The following is a 16,295-nucleotide window of genomic DNA, read 5'->3' as shown; positions in this document are numbered from 1 at the left end:
TCACCGGATCATCACCTGGTTTCCGCGCACGAGCGGACCCAGCAGCAGGCTGAACAAGTCCGGCTGGGCCGACCGCTCGGGCAGGGGGCCGATGGGCGGTGTATCCGTTGGCAGATAGGGAAGTAGCTGCTGCAGGGTCTGCTGCTCCTGGGGGCTCCCGACCGGCCCGGTGGTCCCGCTCGACGCCTCGGGCACCGCCTGCCCGCAGTTCGGCCCGGCCAGGCCGGGATAGCGCGGGCAGTCGGCCGGCGTGTACGGGTACGGCTGGTCCATCGTGATCGCGACCCGGATCTTGAGCCGCCCGGTGGAGAACCCGCGGTTGGCGGCTTCGAGGAAGCCGTTGGTGCTGTCGAGCATCCTGCCGAGCAACTCGGGTCGGCCGCCGATCACCTTGGTCACCGGCGCGGTCGTGCGCACCAGCTGGATGAACCGGCCGGAGTTGTCGGTGAGCATCCGCTGAGCCTGGTCGGCGACCTGGCCGCCGCCGACGAGCAGGGCGGCGAGGTTGTGCTGCTTGTCCACCACCGTGCGGGAGAGCGCGACGGCGTTGTCGAGGGTGGCCAGCAGGTCCGGCGCGCTCGCGGCCAGCTGCCGGGTGATGCCCGCGACCTCGGTGACGGTGTCGCCGAGCGAGTCGACCAGTGGCCGGGACCCGTTTACCAGGGTGGCGGCCTCGTCGATCATCCGGCCGTACTCGCCGCCGCGACCCCGCAGCAGGTCGGCCACCGCGCCGAGCGCGACCTGGATCTTCGCCGGCTCCAGGGCGGTGATGAGGTCGTAGAGCTTGGTGTAGGCCACATACAGCTGCACGGTCTGCGCCGAGGTGTCCGGCCGCAGCGCCGCGCCCCGCCGCAGCGTGCCCGCCGACGCCTGGCCCTGCGGGACGGCGAGGTCGAGGTACTGGTCGCCGAACAGGGTGCGGGGCAACAGGCGGGCCTGGACTCCGTCGGGGATGCGGTCGAGTTGGCCGTCCTTGATCCGCAGGGTCAGCGTGGCGCTGTCGGTTCCCGGCCGGATGTCGACGACCCGGCCGATCGGCACCCCCCGGTACTGCACCGGCACGTTGTCCTGGATCGGGCCGCTCGCCGCGGGCAGCACCGCGGTGATCTCGGGTTCCGACGTGAACCCGCCCGCGCTGTTGATCAGGGTGAGCACGGAGACGGCGGCGAGCGCGGTCACGCCCGCGATCCCGCGCAGCAGCAGGCTCGTGCGGCTGACTCCGCCTCGGGTGAGGTCCGGCATCACTGCACCCCCAGACCGGGAAGCGACGGGTGCAGACCCCAGAAAGTGAACGACAGCAGCATGTCCGCGACCGCCAGGGTCACGATGCTCGTGCGCAAGGCCGCCCCCGCCGCGCGGCCGACTCCCTCGGGCCCGCCGGTGGCCGTGTAGCCGTAGAAGCAGTGCACGAGGGTGATGATCACCGCGAAGATCAGCACCTTGAGCAGCGACTTGAGGACGTCGCCTGGGGTGAGCATCAGGTGGAAGTAGAAGTCGTACGTGCCCTGGGACTGGCCGTTGATCGACACCACCGCGACGTTGGTCGCCAGGTAGGAGGCGAACAGCCCGATCAGATACAGCGGGATCACCGCGATGAACGCGGCCGCGATCCGGGTGCTGACCAGGAACGTCATCGACGGGATCGCCATGACCTCGAGCGCGTCGACCTCGTCGCTGATGCGCATCGCGCCCAGCTGCGCGGTGAAGCCGGTGCCGACCTTCGCCGCCAGCGCGATCCCGGCCACCAGGGGCGCCAGCTCGCGGGTGTTGACCAGCGCGGTCATCAGGCCGGACATCGGGGTCAGGCCGATCAGGTCGAGGCCGCGGTAGCCCTCCAGGCCGAGTTGGGTCGCGGAGACGAACGACATGGCGAAGACGACGCCGATCGTGCCGCCTCCCGCGAGCAGCGACGCCCGGCCGAAGCTCACCTCGGCGACCAGCTTGACCACGTGCCGCCAGTAGTGGATGACCGCGCGCGGGACGGCGGCCAGCGCGTAGGCGTAGAAGCTGACCTGGACGCCGAGCCGGATCAGGCCGCCGGCGACCGGCTGGACCAGCCTGCTTCCGCGCCGTACCACGGTTCCCGCCATCAGTAGGCCCCCCGAGCCGGGACGATCACCGTGTAGAGCTCGGTGACCACCACATTGACGATGAAGACCAGCACGAACGCGAGCACGACGGCCTCGTTGACCGCGTCGCCGACCCCGCTGGGCCCGCCCTTCACGGTGAGGCCCTTGTAGCAGGCGACGATGGCGGCGCAGACGGCGAACGCGGCGGCCTTGATCTCGGCGACCATGAAGTCCGACAGGCGGGAGAACTCGGTGAGCGCGCCGAGGAAGCTGCCGGGGGAGTTGTCCAGGGCGATCACCTGGAAGGCGAAGCTCACGCCGATCCCGACGGCCATCACCACCCCGTTGAGCAGCACGGTGACCACGGTCGCGGCGACCACCCTGGGCACCGCGAGGCGCTCGACGGTGGACACGCCCATGACTTCCAGCGCGTCGGTCTCCTCGCGGATCTTGCGCGAGCCGAGGTCGGCGCAGATCGCCGAGCCACCGACCCCGGAGATCATCAGCGCGCAGATCAGCGGCGCCGCCTGCCCGACGATGACGAACGCGACCACCGCGCCGCCGTATCCCTGGGCGCCGAGCTGGCCAGCCAGCGAGCCGATGTTGACCGCGACCATCACCCCGAGCGGGACGGTCACCAGCACGGCGGGCAGCGTGGTGACCGTGGCCAGGAACCACATCTGGTGCACACACTCACGCCACGGGAAGCGCCGGTAGCGCAGCGACCGCAGGCCGGCGAGCAGGGTGAGGACCGCGAAGTCGAGCATGTGCCCGATCTGCAGGGCGGCGTCGGCCACCGGCCCGCGTGAGGGCGGTGTCTCCAAGAGCACTCGCTGAGCCTCCTTCGCCGATGCGTGTCAAGTCACAACGAGCGTTACGTATCGTTGGTTACGGAACGGTCGTTATGCCCAGGAGTCGTCGGAGGTGAAGTCGTGGCACGACAGATCCGGGATCCACGAAGTCGCGAGCTGATCATCGCCGCGGGGTGGCGGCTGATCAGCACCCAGGGCGCGGCGGCGGCCACGATGCGCACCATCGCGGCCGAGGCCGGGGTCACCACCGGGTCCGTCACGCACTACTTCGAGGACAAAGCCGAGTTGATGGGCGCCATCCAGCGCCACAACGGCAGACTCGCGGCCGAGCGGGTCCGGGCCGCGGTGGGCCGCGGACGGGGCCTGGCCGCGGTCAAACGGGCGGCTTTGGGACTGCTCCCCACCGACGCGGACGGCGTCGCGATCTGGCGGATCTGGCTCGCCTTCTGGTCCGACGACCCGCAGCGCTCGCCGACCGCGGGCGGGTTCGGAGCGGGCTACCGCGCCTGGGGAGAGCTCGCCCACCGACACCTCAAAGAGGCCGTCGACAACGGCGAACTTCGCGTCGACCTCGACCTGCGCCACGAGGTCAGCAGGCTCGTCACGCTGGTGGCGGGCATGGGTTTGCTGTCCGGATCGGACCCCGATACCCGAGACCGGCTGCGGCGTCGGGCCAATCGGATGCTCAACGAGCATTTCGCGACCCTGCGGGCCGATGGCTCCGTCGGCTGAGCCGACCAGCCGAAGAGACGGCCGTGGGGCGCGAATGTCGAACTCGCTCGCCGGGCGGGGCGACTCACTTGCTGGAAGGGGCGAGTCGCGTGTGGGATGGTCGTGCGTCGTCATTGGGTTGCCAACTGGGCGGGGGCGCTTCTGCCGTAGAGGGCGCGGGCCTGGGTGGGGGTCAGGGTTTCGGCACGGAGCGGGGGTTCGTCGCGTAGGTGCATGGCCAGCATCCGTGAGGTGGCCGGGCCGAGCAGGCCGGTCGCTGCGAGCATTCCCTTACGCAGGGGGCCTTTGGCCTCCGCGTCGGGGCGGATTTGGCTGCCGATGATCTTCACCGCCAGTTTCGCGGCCGGCATGATCGTGCGGTCCACTACCGCCGGTTGGTCGAAGCCGCCCAGCTTGCGCATCCACTTGGGCAGGGTCGCGATCGCCGCGGGCGCGACTATCCGGCTGCCGCCCCACGCCTTGACGCCCTTCTCCCACGGCACATGCAGCAGGTAGTGCATGCCCTCGTTGGCGCGCTCCGAGGTGCACAGCCGCGGCCGCACCTGCGCGTAGTACTCGCGGACCTCGTCACGCGACCGTGGCACGTCACCGGGCTCGCAGGTCTGCAGTTCCGCGGCGGTGACGCACTCGGCCCAGAACTGGTCCTCCTCCTCCGGGGACAAGCCCGGTCCGTACATCTCGTAGCACTTCAACACCGAGTGCCAGCCCGTGATGTGGATCCACAGCTGCGAGGTCGGGTTGTTCGCGCTGTAGCGCTGCCCGCTGATCGGCTCGACGCCGGTTGCCTTGGCGTGCACGCGCATAAGGAAGTCCGAGGCCTCGATGGCGGTTCGGGAGTCCGCGACGGCCACGGTCAGGAAGTACGCCAGGGTGCGGTCCAGCCGCCCGTACGGATCGTTGTAGATCCCGCGCGAGTCCGCGACCGCCGCGGTCAGGATCGGGTCGAAGTGTTCCAACACGACGGCTCGCTGGAACCCGATCAGCGCGGTCGGGTTCGTCCACACCTTCCACGACGGCGAGCCGGGCCCGAAGAACCCGTGGTCCAGCCGCCGTGGCATCGGCTCGGGCTGTCGCGCGTGGGCTGCCATCGGATCTCCCTCGGTGCCGCAATTGCTACTCCAGAGTAGTAAATATGCTTCAGTGGAGTAGCTTTGTCCAGAGGGTGACACGAATCAGCGAAGTTTGTCGGCGAGCTTGCCTTCGGCGCCGAAAAGCTCGGCGGTCCAGCGCTCCAGCAGTTCGCTGTTGTCGTGGTCGTCCGGATGGAAGCCCGGCCGGTTGTACGCCGTGATCCGCCGGAACACCTGCCGGGTCAGGAACGGCGAATGCCGCAGTGCCGCGATGCTGCGCACGAGCCGGACCGGGTTGTACGCCGCCCGATCCTGCAGCAGCGACAGCAGCGTGTGGCCCAGCACGCCGAGGATGAACGTGACGGTCACGAAGTGCATGGTCCGGATGCGCCTGCGCTCGGTGCCGCCCGCCGCGCGGTAGACGTCGAAGGCGACGGCCTTGTGCTCGGACTCCTCGACCGCGTGCCACAGCAGCAGTGAACGCACCTCGGTCGACCCGAGCAGCCGCTGGGCCCGCTCGTCGGTCAGCAGGGTCTCGGCCAGCGCCGCGGTGTAGTGCTCCAGGGCGGCGGTCATCGCCAGGCAGCTCAGGCCCGACAGCTTCTGCTCCGCCCGGCCCAGGCCGATCCTGGTCCGGCGGTCGACCCGGCGCGTCGGGTAGCCCATCTCCTGTAGTCGCTCGTTGAGCGCCCGGTGCTCACGCCCGTGTGTGACCTCTTGCCCGATGAACCCGGCGACCTGCGCCTTGAGCTCCGGGTCGTCGACCTTGTCGGCGTAGCGCCGCACCGAGCGGACGAAGAAGTCCTCGCCCTCGGGGAACATTGCCGAGAGCACGGCGACGATGTGGCTCATCACCAGGTCGCCCTCGCCTTCGCCCTCCTTCTTCACGAAGTGCCGGTCGAGTGCGCCCGTGGGGTAGGCGAACCGGATGCGGCGCACGCGCGGCACGGGCTTCGGTGTCGGTTCGGTGCTCATGCGCGCTCCCCGGGAAAGGTGTGACCTGCCGTCACAGGGACTTTAGCTACAGTGGTGTAGCAAAACAAGGTTAGAATGCGCCGGTGACCGCGACGAAGGAAGCGAACGGGAAGCGCCCGTACGCACCGCGCCTGCCCGCGGCCGAACGCCGCGAGCAGTTGCTCGACGCGGCGCTGGAGATCATCAACACCCGTGGTCTCGCCGCCGTCTCGATCGACGCCGTGGCGAAGGCCTGCGACGTCACCCGACCGGTCGTCTACGGCCAGTTCACCGACGCCCACCACCTGCTCAAGGAGCTGCTCGACCGCGAGGCCAAGCACGCTCTCGGGCAGCTCGCCGCGGCGGCCGCCCTGCCGGTCGACCTCGCCGACCCGGCGAAGTGGTTCGCCGACGTCTGCCGCGCGCTCGTCGCCGCCGTGCTGGAGCGGCCCGCGACCTGGCGGGCCATCCTGCTCCCGGTCGGCGCGGTCCCCGCCCCGGTGCGGGAGTACCGCCGTCAAGGCGAGCAGGCGGTGATGACGCAGTTCGCCGGGGTGGGCAGGCGGTTCCTGCGCGGCCGGGACAACGCCGCCGACGTCGACGTCGAACTCCTCGCGCGGAGTCTGGTCCGGGTGGCGGAGGAAATGGGCAGGCTGCTCCTGGAAGCCCCCGACGATTACCCGCCGGAGCGCGTGCTCACGTTCGCCGCGATGGCAGCGGACGCCTTCCTGGCCCGCTACCCAGCGCGCGAGCCCGTCGGCGACGCGTAGTTTCGGCCGGTCGTGGGTACCCCGACGGCATGAACGAGCCCAATCGCAGTGTCGCTGAACTGTCCACCGGAGAGTTGGTGGGGCGACTGGGCGAGCAGGTCTCGCGACTCGTGCGCGACGAGCTCGCCCTCGCCACCGACGAACTGAAGGAGAAAGGCAAACAGGCGGGCGGTGGCGCCGCGCTGGGCGGGGCGGCCGGTGTCACGGCGTGGTTCGGCGCCGCGGCGCTGGTCATCGCCGCCATCGCCGCCCTCGCGCTGGTGCTGCCGGTGTGGGCCGCCGCGCTCATCGTCGGCGGCGTGCTGCTGCTGATCGCGGGCGTGCTGGGGCTGATCGGGATGCGCAAGATCAAGCACGCCACCCCGCCGGTCCCGGAGCAGGCGATCCGCAGCACGCGGCGCGACTTCGAGGCGATCAAGGAGGGTGCACACCGATGAGCCGACCGGACGACTTGCGCGAGGACATCCAACGGGTGCGCGGCGATCTGGCCGAGACTGTGGACGCGCTCGTGGCCAAGACCGAGGTGAGGCGGCGGGCCGAGGAGAAGGCCCACGACGTCAAGGACCGGGCAGTGCACAAAGCCCACGAGCTCAAGGAGCGGGCCGCCGAGAAAGCCCATGAGGTCAAGGAGAAGGCGCAGGAGGTCAAGCAGCGCGCCGACTCCAGGGCCCATGAGGTGAAGGAACGCGTCGAGACCAAGGCCCACGAGGTCAAGGACCTGGCGGGCCGCAAGACGCACGACGGCGAGACCGATGCCTGGGGTGGCCAGGTCGACGGCCGCGTCGACGCGGTGCGCCACCGGGCCGACAACCCCTCGGGCAGCCACCCGCTGGGCCAGGTGACCGCGCTGGTGCGGCGCAAGCCGGTTCAGGCAGGCGCGCTCGGGCTGCTGATCGGCGCGCTGATCGCCCTGATCACCCGGCGCTGGGAGAGGTGAGCGCGGTGAAACTTCTCTACCGACCCCTGAGCATGCTCATCAGCGCGCTCGGCGGCCTGGTGTCGGCCGCGCTGTTCAGGCGGATCTGGCGTGGCGTCTCCGGCGAGGACGAAGCCCCCGAGGCGACCTCGCCGGACCACCGCACCCGGGAGGTCCTTCTCGCGGCGCTGCTGCAGGGCGCGATCTTCGGGGTGGTCAAGGCGGGCATCGACCGCGCGGGCGCCAAGGGCTACCGGAAGCTGACCGGCGAGCACCTCGACGACTGACCGACGACGACTGACCGACCCGGGAAGAGGCCTTGGACATGGTGTCCAGGGCCTCTTCGCCGTGCGGGTCGGTCGGGTCGGATCTTTCAGATCTTGGCGTCGGAGACGGTGGCCCGGCGCTTGCCGAGCGCGAGTCCGAGAGCGAGCATCCCCAAACCGAGCAACAGGTGCAGCCAGTTGTCCGCGGTGTTGACCGGGACGAAGTTGGCGGCACTGCTGTGGTCGATGACCAGGCCGTAGATCCACAGCACCAGGTAGATCACACCGCCACCGACCAGGAAGGCCGCGGCGCCTGCCGCGGTCCGCGCCATCGCCAGACCGACGGCGCCGAAGAGCAGGTGGACGATGTTGTGCAGGATCGACACCTTGAACACGCCCAGCAGCATCGCTGTGGACTCGTGTCCGGCGAAGGTCATCCCGTCGTATTCGGTGGTCAGACCGGGGATGAACCCGGCGATACCGACAACGAGGAAGACGGCGGCGACCGCCATAGCGGCCAGCTGCACCGGCGTTCGGGTGGTCTGTTGAGGTAGTGGGTGTGCCATGGCGTACCCCTTCGTGTGTGGATCGTGCACACGGAGTACCCAAACTGGACCGACAAACACCTCCCCACGGTCAACTTCCGCCCCATCGGGCAGCGACCACTCGTTGTCGCCGATCTTTCCCGCCATCATGGGTGGATGGACGTGAACGAGGTTCTCCTGCCCGGGGTCGGCCTGCGCTACGAGTTCACCAACGCCGACGGCCAGCGGATCGGCATCGTGGCCCGCCGCACCGGCGACTTCGAGCTGGTCGACTACCCCAGGAGCGATCCGGATGAGGGCAGGCCACTGTTCCGGCTGACCGCGCAGGAGGCCGACGCCGTCGCCGAGATCCTGGGGGCGCCCCGCATCGCCGAGCGGTTCGCCGACCTCACCCGGGAGGTGCCGGGACTGAGCGCGGGCCAGATCGCGGTGCCCGCAGGCTCGCCGTTCGCGGGCGGATCGCTCGGGCAGAGCCGCGCGCGCACCCGGACCGGGGCGTCGATCGTGGCGATCGTGCGCGGCGAGACCGTTATCGCGTCGCCGTCGCCCGCGGAGGTCATCCAGGCCGACGACGTGCTCGTGGTGATCGGGACCCATGAGGGCATCGCGGCGGTGCGCGAGATCTTCCGGGGCTGAGCCGGATGCACACCTCACTGGCGCTGCTGCTGGAACTGGGCGTCATCCTGTTGGTCCTGAGTGGACTGGGGACGCTGGCCCGGCGGTTCGGGGTGCCGCCGATCCCGCTGTACCTGCTCGCCGGGCTCGCCCTGGGCGAGGGCGGGTTCGCCCCGGTGCCCGCGGCCGCCCAGTTCGTCGAGGCAGGCGCGGCCATCGGGGTCGTCCTGCTGCTGTTGACCCTGGGACTTGAGTTCTCCACCGCGGAGTTCGCCCACAGCGTGCGCAGGCACGTGCCGTCGGCACTGTTCGACATGGTGGTGAACGCGGCGCCCGGTGCGGTCGCGGGGTGGCTGCTCGGGCTGGACGGCATCGGGATCCTCGCCTTGGCCGGGGCCACCTGGATCTCGTCGTCGGGCATCGTCGCGCGCCTGCTGAGCGACTTGCGCAGGCTGGGCAACCGGGAGACGCCCGCGGTGCTGTCGATCCTCGTCCTGGAGGACTTCGCGATGGCCGCCTACCTGCCGGTGCTCGCGGTGCTCGCCTCCGGGGGCGAGTGGTGGGAGGCGGTCATCGGTGTCGTCGTCGCGCTCACCGCGGTGGCGGCCGCGTTCGTCGTGTCGCACCGCTGGAGCCACCACATCAACCGGTTCCTCGCCCACCCCGACGACGAGCAGCTGATGCTGCGGGTGCTCGGGACCACCCTGGTGGTGGCCGCCTTGGCGGAGTTCGTCGACGCCTCGGCCGCGGTGGGGGCCTTCCTGGTCGGCCTGACGCTCACGGGCGCGGCGGCCGACCGCGCCCGTGCGGTGTTGGCCCCGCTGCGCGACTTGTTCGCCGCCGCGTTCTTCCTGGCCATCGGACTCGCTGTCAGCCCGGTCGAGCTGGTCCCGGTGCTGCCCGCCGCTTTCGCGCTCGCCGCGGTCGGGGTGGTCACGAAGATCGCCACGGGCTGGTTGGCGGCCGGTCGTGACGGTGCGGGCAGGCGGGGCAAGCTGCGTGCCGGGACAGCGCTCATCGCGCGTGGCGAGTTCTCGATCGTGATCATCGGGTTGGTGGGCGCCGGGCACGCGGTGCTCGGCCCCCTGGTGACCGCGTATGTGTTGATACTGGCCACGACTGGGCCGCTGATCGCCCGGTGGGCGGGGACAGCCCGGGCGGTTGTCCAGCGGTGACAACGAGAACGCGACCGGATGGTGTGCCCATCCGGTCGCGTGTCCTTCGGCGGAGAGAACGGACGTCAGTCGGCAGGCCTGCGCCTGCCCACCAGGATGAGGCCGGTTCCGGCGCCCAGCAGGAGAAGACCCGCGCCCACCGGGACGCCGAGGTTCACACCGGTGTCCGCGAGGGCCGTGGTGTCGGCCGCCGCGCCTGCCGCTGCCGCGGAGCCCGCCGCCGGGTTGATGCCAGGCTGAGGCGCCGGGACGGTCGACGCGCCAGGTTTGGTCACCGTGGTGGTCGACGTCGTGGTGGTCGTGGTCGTGGTCGGCGGCGGCGGCGTGGTGGTGGTGGTCGACTTGCACCCGGTGTGCGCCGGGTTGCTGCGGCCGATGCCCTTGTTGCCGTCGCACTCATAGCCCTTGTTGCCGTCCTGCGGGCCGGGGAGCTGACCCTTCGGGTTCTTGTTGTCGGCCTTGCCGACACAGCCCGCGCACGGCTTGCCGACGGCTTCGCCGCCGCCGTTGCCGTTACCCGAGGGCGAACCATCCCGAGTGGAGTCATACGGGCCGTGGGTGTCGGCGCCGTGGTCGGTGAAGTCCGCATTGGACGGTGGCTGTGGCACGGTGGTGTCCGCCGGGGCGGGTTTGCCGTGGACCTGGCCGGACTGACCCCGCCCGGTGTTGCCGGGTCTGTCTTCCGGCTGCTCGGCCCAGGCCATGGCCAACCCTGGCCCGCCGACGAGCGCGCCGCTCAGCACCACTGTCGTGAGAATGTTTCGCACGCGCATGATGACCCTCCAGCTGTAACAGCCTCTGGTGAATCCATCGCCCATTCGGACCACCCCGTTACGGACCGTTCACGCCTGAGCGCTCCAGAGTTAGAGACGGCTACCACCGCTGAGGGTTGTCTAACGGACACTTTCGGGGGTTCGCGTGCGGGTGCGGGTGATGGCTTTGCCGATCAGCGGCCAGAGCAGGATCACTGCGATGATGGCGTAGACCGTGACCGAGAAAGTGGTGTTCACCAGGCCACTCAGGTTACCGTCGCTGATCTGCAGGGCGCGCCGGAGTTGTTGCTCGGCGTTCGGGCCGAGGATGACGCCGATGATGGCGGGCAGCACCGGCAGGCCGAACCGTCGCATCATGAAGCCCAGCAGGCCGATCACCAACAGCAGCACCAGGTCCAACACGTCGCCACTGACGGCGTAGGCGCCGACGCTGGCGAAGAACAGGATGCCCGCGTACAGGTAGGCGCGTGGGATGCGCAGGAGTTTGGACCACAGTGGAGCCATCGGCAGGTTCAGCACCAGCAGCAGCACGGTCCCGACGAACAGGCTCGCGATGAGCGCCCACACCAGCTGCGACTCGCGCTGGAACAGCAGCGGGCCGGGCTGGATGCCGTACTGCTGGAACGCGGCCAGCATCACCGCCGCGGTGGCCGTGGTCGGCAGGCCCAGCGTCAGCATCGCCGTGAGGGTGCCCGCCGCCGACGCGCTGGCGGTCGACTCCGGACCGGCGACGCCCTCGATCGCGCCGTGGCCGAATTCGGCGCGGTGCTTGGAAAGGCGCTTCTCGGTCACATAGGACAGGAACGTCGGGATCTCCGCGCCACCCGCCGGGACCGCGCCGAACGGGAACCCGATGACCGGGCCGCGCAGCCAGGGCCGCCACGACCGGGACAGGTCCGCGCGGCTGAGCCAGGCGCGGCCCACCGGGATGGGTTTTCCGGTGGTGCGCCGCAGGTGCGCGGCCACCCAGAGGGCCTCGCCGACGGCGAAGAGTCCTACTGCGACGACCACCACGTCGATGCCGTCGGCCAGGTGCAGCGAGCCGAACGTCAGCCGGGCCTGGCCGGTCATCGGGTCGAGTCCGACCAGACCGATGGCCAGACCGATCGCCAGCGACGCGAAACCGCGGATCCGCGACGATCCGAGCACCGACGTCACCGCGATGAACGCCAGCAGCATGATCGCGAAGAAGTCCGGCGCGCCGATGTTGACCGCCATCTTCGCCACCATCGGGGCCAGCAGCACCAGCAGCGTGGTGCCGATGATGCCGCCGACGAAGTGGCCGATCGCCGCGGCGGCGAGCGCCTGGGACCCGCGGCCCTTGCGGGCCATGGGATGGCCTTCTATCGCCGTCACCACCGCCGCGGTTTCCCCTGGGGTGTTCAGGAGGATCGACGTGGTCGAGCCGCCGAACATGCCGCCGTAGTAGATGCCCGCGAACATGATGAACGCGCCGGTCGGCTCCATGCTGTAGGTCAGCGGCAGCAGCAGCGCCACCGCCATCGCCGGGCCGATTCCCGGCAGCACGCCGATCGCGGTGCCGAGCAGCACCCCGAGCGCGGCCAGGAGCAGGTGGGTCGGGGTCAGCGCGGTCGCGAACCCCTCGATCAGGTTGGACAGGGTGTCCATCTCAGATCCCTTCGAGCGGACCGCCGGGCAGCGGCACGCCAAGCAGCTTCTGGAACAGCAGGTACGCCGAGACCGACAGCACCACCGCGATCACCGGGTCGCGGACCCAGTGCCTGCTGCCCAGCGCGTACGCCGAGCCCCAGAACAGGATGGCGCCCGAGATCGGGAAGCCGACCAGGTCGATCAGCGCGATGTTGGCGATGAAGGACGCCGCCAGCAGCAGCACCGTGCGCCACTCCGGCGGGATCGTCAGGTCGACGTCCTCACCGCCCTCGGCCTCACCCTTGCCGCCGCGCAGCACGTCCACGGTCAGCGCGACCGCGATGGCGATCAGCAGGCCGCCGACGGCCAGCGGGACCACCCGCGGCCCGACCGGACCGCGCTGGGCGAACGACGTGGACATCGACAGCGCGTCGACGACCACCAGCCCGCCCAGGGCGAGCAGCACGACCGCGACCCCGAGCTCCGAGTGCTCCCGCAGCCACTGCCGGGCGCCTGCCGGGGCCGGGTCGGCCGCCGCGGGGGCGGCCGACCCGGTCTCGTGTTCGGTCATGGTGTTCACGCCGTCAGCCCGAGCGCCTTGAGCACGCCGCCGACCCTGTCGTTCTCCTTCTGCAGGAAGGAGGCGAACTCGTCGCCGGTGGAGAAGGCGTCGTGCCAGCCGTTCTTCGCCAGCGCCTGCTTCCACTGCTCCGAGGCGTGCAGCTTGGTGTAGAGGTCGATCATGGCCTGCTTGTCCGCGTCGCTGATGCCGGGAGGGGCCACCACGCCGCGCCAGTTGGTGAACTCGACGTCCACACCGGACTCCTTCAGCGTCGGCGCGTCCACACCGGGCACCCGGTCCTTGCTGGTGACCGCGAGGACCCGCAGTTCGCCTGCCTTGATCTGGTCCATGTACTCGCCGACACCGGAGACACCGAAGGCGACCTTGTTGCCCAGCACGGAGGCCAGCAGCTCGCCGCCGCCGTCGAACGGCACGTAGTTGACCTTCTTCGGCTCCAGTCCGATCGCGTCGGCGACCAGCATCGGCGCGAGGTGGTCCGGGCCGCCGGGGGAGGAGCCGCCGCCGACCGGCACCGCGCCGGGTTCGGCCTTCCAGGCCTCGATCAGCTGCTTGATGTCGGTGTACTTCGAGTTCTTCGACACCACGATGATGTCGGGCTCCTCGATCAGCCGGGCGATCGGCGTGGTGTCCTGCAGCGTCGAGGGGGACTTGTTCGTGTAGACGCTGCCGACGACACCGAGGCCCATCTGCATGGCCAGCTTGCCGTTGCCCTTCTCGCCGACCAGCCTGCCGAGGCCGACGGTGCCGCCCGCGCCAGGCAGGTTGAACACCTCGACGTTGCGGGCCAGGCCTGCCTCCTCCATGGCCTTGGCCGAGGTGCGGGCGGTGACGTCGTACCCGCCGCCGGGGGTGTTGGGCACCATGACGCGGAACCCGGTGACTCTGTTCTGTCCGCCGGACTGCCCGCCGGAGGTGCCGCCCGCCTGGGTGCACGCGGTCCCGGTCGCCGCGACGATCAGTGCCGCGGCCAGTGGGAGCAGCTTTCGCAGCCTCATTGTGATCCCTGCCTCTCTTCGCCAAGTGCCCCGAATCGTGCGGTGTCGCGGCGGTTACGTCTGCATTGCGGCCGCATAGATCCTTGTGGTCGTTGTGTTCACGTGCACGCGCGCGTATCGGGGGCCACACTCAAGGCCCGTCGACGTGGCCGGAGGTGACGCATGGGCAAGAAGGGCTCGCTCGCCCGTCAGCTCCTCGTGCTGCAGCTCGGGATCGTGCTGGTTCTGCTGGTGGCGGTGGCCGCGGTGAGCATCGCCCAGGCGTCGGCGTCCTTCCGCGACACCGAGGGCAGGCGGATGCTCGGTGTCGCCGAGGACGTCGCGGCCAACCCGGGGCTGCGCTCGGCTTTGGAGGACCCCGCCCGGCACGAGACGCTGGCGCCGTTCGCCGAGTCCGGGCGGGCGTTGTCCGGGGCCGACTCGGTGGTGATCACCCGGGCGGACCTGGTGGTCCTGACCTCGTCGGACCCGCGGCAGGACGGGCTGCCGCTGCCGATCGGCGACAGCACGGTCCCCTCCGGGCGGTCCTGGGTCGGGGTGATCGACGGGTCGGTCGTCGCGCATGTCCCGGTGGTCACCAAGGAGGGCCGGATCATCGGCGTCGTGGTCGCGGGCCGGGAGCAGCCCAGCCTGTGGCAGGCGCTGGTCGACTCGCCGGGCAACCTGGTGGTGCTCCTCGGGATCGCGACCGGCCTGGGGGTGGCGGGGTCGCTGTGGCTGGCGTGGTGGGTCAAGCGGCAGACGCTCGGCCTGGAGCCGCACGAGATCACCGGGCTGGTGGAGCACCGCGAGGCGATGCTGCACGGCATCCGGGAGGGTGTGCTCGGCCTCGACCAGCAGCACCGGGTGACGCTGGTGAACGACCAGGCGCGCAGCCTGCTCTCCCTGCGCCCGGACGCGGTGGGGTGCACAGTGGACGAACTGGACCTCAACGACCGGCTCGTCGACGTCCTCACCGGCCGGGCGACGGGCGCCGACCAGATCGGCCTGCGGCGAGGCAAGGTGCTGGTCATGAACCGCATGCCGATCGCGCGCGACGGCCGTTCCCTCGGCGCCGTGGTCACCCTCCGGGACCGCACCGAGCTCGTCCAACTGCAGGACCAGCTCGACGCGAACCGCAACATCACCGAGACCCTGCGGGCGCAGGCGCACGAGTTCACCAACCGGCTGCACACCATCGCAGGCCTGATCGAACTCGGCGAGTACGACGAGGTCCGCAACTACGTCGACCGGGTCAGTGCCACCCAGGACCAGTGGCACGCCGAGGTCAGCGGCCGGATCGCCGACTCCGCGGTCGCCGCGCTGCTCATCGCGAAAGCCAGCCTGGCCGCGGAGCAGGGGGTGGGGCTGCGCCTGTCGCCGTCGAGCACACTCGGGGACGTGGACGACGCCCTGTCCGGCGACCTGGTGACGGTCCTGGGCAACCTGGTCGACAACGCCCTGGACGCGTTGCGTGGGCAGCCGTCCGACGGCCCCGGCTGGATCGAGGTCGACATCCGGCACGGGTCGACGGAGGTGGCGGTGACGGTGCGGGACTCCGGGCCGGGGGTTGCGCCGGAGATCGTCGAGGAGGTCTTCCGACACGGGTTCACCACGAAGGCTGCGGAAGAGGGCGGGCAGCGTGGCCTGGGCCTGGCGCTGACCCGGCAGACCTGCGTCCGGCGGAACGGCACGGTCTCGGTGCACAACGCTGATGGAGCGGTGTTCACAGCCACGCTGCCGTTGGAGGTGCCCGCGTGATCCGGGTCCTGGTGGTCGACGACGACTTCATGGTCGCGAAGGTCCACAGCGGCTATGTCGCCCGGACGCCGGGCTGTGAGGTCGTCGGCGTGGCGCACACGGGAGCGGACGCGCTTCGGCTGGTTCGGGAGCTGCGGCCGGATCTGGTGTTGTTGGATATCTATTTGCCGGACATGGACGGGCTCACTGTTCTCCGTCACCTGCGGGCGGGCCACGACGACACCGACGTGATCGTGATCAGCGCCGCGAACGATGTGGACACGGTGCGTGGGGCGATGCGGGGTGGGGTGCTGCATTATCTGATCAAGCCGTTCACGTATCCGGCTTTGTATGACCAGTTGCAGCACTTCGCTTCCCTGCATACGAAGTTGGGGGCGTTGTCCACGGCTGGGCAGTCCGATGTGGACCAGGTGTTCGGGTCTCGGCCTCGGGGGTCTACGAACTTGCCGAAGGGGTTGACTGCTCAGACGGCTGAGTTGGTCGAGCAGGTGTTGCGGGCTTCTTCGTCGGAGGACATGTCGGCTGCTGAATGTGCTGCGGTGGCCCAGTTGTCTCGGGTCAGTGCTCGGCGGTATTTGGAGCACTTTGTCGATACTGGGCGGGCCGAGGTCCGGCTGCGGTATGGGGGGACCGGGCGACCTGAGCGGCGGTATCGATGGACTGGTTGAG

General features: G+C 70.1%; 19 protein-coding genes. 9 read left to right on the top strand and 10 right to left on the bottom strand.

Features of this window, described 5'->3' with window-relative positions; translation table 11 throughout:
* The 3 genes from GPZ80_RS03340 to GPZ80_RS03330 are packed head-to-tail and all read right to left on the bottom strand — an operon-like array spanning position 1 to position 2,899.
* Positions 1-1,242 carry an MCE family protein gene (locus tag GPZ80_RS03340; protein ID WP_187218239.1) on the bottom strand — a complete coding sequence of 414 codons (1,242 nt, stop codon included), beginning with the start codon at positions 1,240-1,242 and terminating at the stop codon, positions 1-3.
* A complete protein-coding gene (locus GPZ80_RS03335) occupies positions 1,242-2,090 on the bottom strand; it encodes an MlaE family ABC transporter permease (protein ID WP_187218238.1) in 849 nt (282 codons plus the stop codon). The genes GPZ80_RS03340 and GPZ80_RS03335 overlap by 1 nt, the downstream gene beginning before the upstream one ends.
* A complete protein-coding gene (locus GPZ80_RS03330; RefSeq protein WP_187218237.1) occupies positions 2,090-2,899 on the bottom strand; it encodes an MlaE family ABC transporter permease in 810 nt (269 codons plus the stop codon). Before GPZ80_RS03330 ends, GPZ80_RS03335 begins: the two co-directional genes overlap by 1 nt.
* 102 nt (positions 2,900-3,001) lie before the next feature.
* Here GPZ80_RS03330 and GPZ80_RS03325 point away from each other — a divergent pair, with 102 nt between their 5' ends.
* Complete coding sequence (locus GPZ80_RS03325) at positions 3,002-3,613, top strand: TetR/AcrR family transcriptional regulator (RefSeq protein WP_187218236.1); 612 nt, start codon at positions 3,002-3,004, stop codon at positions 3,611-3,613.
* 110 nt (positions 3,614-3,723) lie between these two features.
* On the opposite strand, the gene GPZ80_RS03320 is transcribed toward GPZ80_RS03325, so the two are convergent.
* On the bottom strand, positions 3,724-4,701 hold the full coding sequence (locus GPZ80_RS03320; RefSeq protein ID WP_222718773.1) for an oxygenase MpaB family protein: 978 nt from the start codon (positions 4,699-4,701) through the stop codon (positions 3,724-3,726).
* Between the two features lie 84 nt (positions 4,702-4,785).
* Positions 4,786-5,658, bottom strand: a complete 873-nt coding sequence (locus GPZ80_RS03315) for a metal-dependent hydrolase (RefSeq protein WP_187218235.1) — start codon at positions 5,656-5,658, stop codon at positions 4,786-4,788.
* A gap of 83 nt (positions 5,659-5,741) precedes the next feature.
* Between GPZ80_RS03315 and GPZ80_RS03310 the strand changes: the two genes are divergently transcribed.
* The 4 genes from GPZ80_RS03310 to GPZ80_RS03295 are packed head-to-tail and all read left to right on the top strand — an operon-like array spanning position 5,742 to position 7,610.
* Complete coding sequence (locus tag GPZ80_RS03310; RefSeq protein ID WP_187218234.1) at positions 5,742-6,407, top strand: TetR/AcrR family transcriptional regulator; 666 nt, start codon at positions 5,742-5,744, stop codon at positions 6,405-6,407.
* 29 nt (positions 6,408-6,436) lie between these two features.
* Positions 6,437-6,844 carry a phage holin family protein gene (locus GPZ80_RS03305; RefSeq protein WP_187218233.1) on the top strand — a complete coding sequence of 136 codons (408 nt, stop codon included), beginning with the start codon at positions 6,437-6,439 and terminating at the stop codon, positions 6,842-6,844.
* Entirely contained in the window at positions 6,841-7,344 is a 504-nt protein-coding gene (locus GPZ80_RS03300; RefSeq protein ID WP_187218232.1) for a DUF3618 domain-containing protein, read from the top strand. Before GPZ80_RS03305 ends, GPZ80_RS03300 begins: the two co-directional genes overlap by 4 nt.
* Before the next feature lie 5 nt (positions 7,345-7,349).
* On the top strand, positions 7,350-7,610 hold the full coding sequence (locus tag GPZ80_RS03295) for a DUF4235 domain-containing protein (RefSeq protein WP_187218231.1): 261 nt from the start codon (positions 7,350-7,352) through the stop codon (positions 7,608-7,610).
* A gap of 86 nt (positions 7,611-7,696) precedes the next feature.
* Here the strand turns inward: GPZ80_RS03295 and GPZ80_RS03290 are convergent, their stop codons facing one another.
* Positions 7,697-8,155 (bottom strand): DUF4383 domain-containing protein, encoded by a 459-nt coding sequence (locus tag GPZ80_RS03290; protein ID WP_187218230.1) that lies wholly within the window; start codon positions 8,153-8,155, stop codon positions 7,697-7,699.
* Between the two features lie 135 nt (positions 8,156-8,290).
* Between GPZ80_RS03290 and GPZ80_RS03285 the strand changes: the two genes are divergently transcribed.
* Positions 8,291-8,770 carry a cation:proton antiporter regulatory subunit gene (locus tag GPZ80_RS03285; RefSeq protein ID WP_187218229.1) on the top strand — a complete coding sequence of 160 codons (480 nt, stop codon included), beginning with the start codon at positions 8,291-8,293 and terminating at the stop codon, positions 8,768-8,770.
* A gap of 5 nt (positions 8,771-8,775) precedes the next feature.
* Positions 8,776-9,924 carry a cation:proton antiporter gene (locus tag GPZ80_RS03280; RefSeq protein WP_187218228.1) on the top strand — a complete coding sequence of 383 codons (1,149 nt, stop codon included), beginning with the start codon at positions 8,776-8,778 and terminating at the stop codon, positions 9,922-9,924.
* Between the two features lie 65 nt (positions 9,925-9,989).
* On the opposite strand, the gene GPZ80_RS03275 is transcribed toward GPZ80_RS03280, so the two are convergent.
* The 4 genes from GPZ80_RS03275 to GPZ80_RS03260 all read right to left on the bottom strand — a co-directional run bounded on the left by GPZ80_RS03275 (position 9,990) and on the right by GPZ80_RS03260 (position 13,886).
* Positions 9,990-10,697, bottom strand: coding sequence for a hypothetical protein (locus GPZ80_RS03275; RefSeq protein ID WP_187218227.1), 708 nt, complete (start codon positions 10,695-10,697; stop codon positions 9,990-9,992).
* A gap of 120 nt (positions 10,698-10,817) precedes the next feature.
* Positions 10,818-12,326 carry a tripartite tricarboxylate transporter permease gene (locus GPZ80_RS03270; RefSeq protein WP_187218226.1) on the bottom strand — a complete coding sequence of 503 codons (1,509 nt, stop codon included), beginning with the start codon at positions 12,324-12,326 and terminating at the stop codon, positions 10,818-10,820.
* 1 nt (position 12,327) lies between these two features.
* Positions 12,328-12,879, bottom strand: coding sequence for a tripartite tricarboxylate transporter TctB family protein (locus tag GPZ80_RS03265; protein ID WP_187218225.1), 552 nt, complete (start codon positions 12,877-12,879; stop codon positions 12,328-12,330).
* 5 nt (positions 12,880-12,884) lie between these two features.
* Positions 12,885-13,886, bottom strand: a complete 1,002-nt coding sequence (locus tag GPZ80_RS03260) for a Bug family tripartite tricarboxylate transporter substrate binding protein (protein ID WP_187218224.1) — start codon at positions 13,884-13,886, stop codon at positions 12,885-12,887.
* Positions 13,887-14,048: 162 nt separating this feature from the next.
* Between GPZ80_RS03260 and GPZ80_RS03255 the strand changes: the two genes are divergently transcribed.
* Positions 14,049-15,626 carry a sensor histidine kinase gene (locus GPZ80_RS03255; RefSeq protein WP_187218223.1) on the top strand — a complete coding sequence of 526 codons (1,578 nt, stop codon included), beginning with the start codon at positions 14,049-14,051 and terminating at the stop codon, positions 15,624-15,626.
* Entirely contained in the window at positions 15,623-16,294 is a 672-nt protein-coding gene (locus GPZ80_RS03250) for a response regulator (protein ID WP_187218222.1), read from the top strand. The genes GPZ80_RS03255 and GPZ80_RS03250 overlap by 4 nt, the downstream gene beginning before the upstream one ends.
* Position 16,295: the final 1 nt, after the last annotated feature.

This window comes from Actinokineospora xionganensis, from assembly GCF_014323725.1.
In the GTDB taxonomy this organism is placed as follows: Bacteria; Actinomycetota; Actinomycetes; order Mycobacteriales; family Pseudonocardiaceae; genus Actinokineospora; species Actinokineospora xionganensis.
The sequence above is the reverse complement of the archived record's forward strand: the minus strand, read 5'-3'. Positions and strand labels throughout refer to the sequence as shown.